We start from the raw sequence: 1,485 nt of genomic DNA on the forward strand, positions 1-1,485 counted from the left end.
GGACGCGGGTGAGGCGGCGACGCAGCCGGCGCTCGCGCAGCCGGTCCAGGGTCACCCCGGCCACGGCGGTCGCCACCGCAGCGACCGCGCCGGCCAGCACCAGGGTCTGCCGGGGGCCGACGTGCTCGGAGAGCCAGCCGAGCAGCGGCGCGCCGACGGCGGCGGAGACCGAACCGGTGACCGCGACCGCGGCCAGCACCCGGCCCCGCATCGCGTAGTCGGTGTCGAGCTGGACCCGGGCGCCGACCGTGGTGTCGATGACCACCGCGGCGGCGGCCACCGGCAGGATGACCGCGGCGAAGCTCAGCGTGCCCGGAGCCAGGCCGGCGACGATCTGGAGGCCGCTGGCGAGCAGGCCGGCGCCGACCAGGATCGGGTAGCCCAGTTCCCGGCGGCGGGCGGCGACCAGCGCGCCGACCACCGTGCCGACGGCGAAGACGGTGGAGAGGAAGCCGTAGCCGGACGCGCCGCCGCGCAGCGGTCCCTCGCTCATCGCCGCCATGGTCACCTGGTAGTTGCGGCCCAGGCTGCCCAGCACGAACGACAACGCCAGGGCGACCAGCACCACCGGCTGGCGCAGCAGGTAGCGGAAGCCGGCCCCGATCCCGCCGTCCGCCCGAGCCGGGTCGGCCTGCGACGACTCCAGCTCGGCGCGTCTTGCGCCGCGCCGCGACCTGGAGCCCTCGACCGGCACACCGGTGTGCCGTTCCCCCTCACGTACGGCGAACAGGGCGACGACGACCGCGACGAAGCTGGCGGCGTTGGTCGCGAAGAGCAGCGCCGGCCCGACGGCGGCGACCACGACGGCGCCCAGGCTCATGCCGAGGATCCGGCCGGCGGAATTGGTGAGCGAGCCGAGCGCGAGGGCGTTGCCGAGACTCTCCCGGTCCACCAGGGTCGAGGACCAGCGGCCCATCACCGGCCCCTCGATCGCCGAGACCGCGCCGGTGACCAGGGAGATCGCGTAGATCGCCGGCAGCCCGCCGGCGCCGGTGACGGCGACCACGGCCAGGCCGGCGGCGAGGGCCGCGTGGGCCGCCTGGGCCACGATCAGCACCGGCTTGGCCGGGAGCCGGTCGGCCAGCGCGCCGCCCCAGACCGAGAGCACGAGGGTGGGCAGCGCCTGGAGCAGGACGGTGAGGCCCATGGAGGTCGCCGACCCGGTCGCCGACATGACGTACCAGTTGACGCCGAGGACCTGCATCCAGGTCCCGATCACCGATACGAAGCCGGCGCCGGCCCAGATCCGGTAGTTCCGGTGGCGTAGCGCGGCGAACGTGGCGCCGAGAGCCACGACAACCTCCCCGTCCAGACGGTCACACGACGAAGCCGGACCCTCGCGGGTCCGGCCAGCGCCCAAGTCTGGCGGCGGTCAAACCCCCTGACGACAGTTGGTGAGGGGGTTCACCCGGAAGCTCGGACGTGCGGGGCGGCCCGGGCACGAACCGGACCCGGAGACCGCGACACCCCGGTCCGAAGACCGGG

The 1,485-nt window shown here is 75.2% G+C and carries 1 protein-coding gene; it reads right to left on the bottom strand.

Annotated features, from left to right (window positions below; genetic code table 11):
- The coding region (locus tag ACWEVO_RS36380; RefSeq protein WP_452311924.1) for an MFS transporter at positions 1–1,294 on the bottom strand (1,294 nt) is incomplete at its 3' end.
- Positions 1,295–1,485: the final 191 nt, after the last annotated feature.

The organism is Micromonospora sp. NPDC003776, from assembly GCF_053605645.1.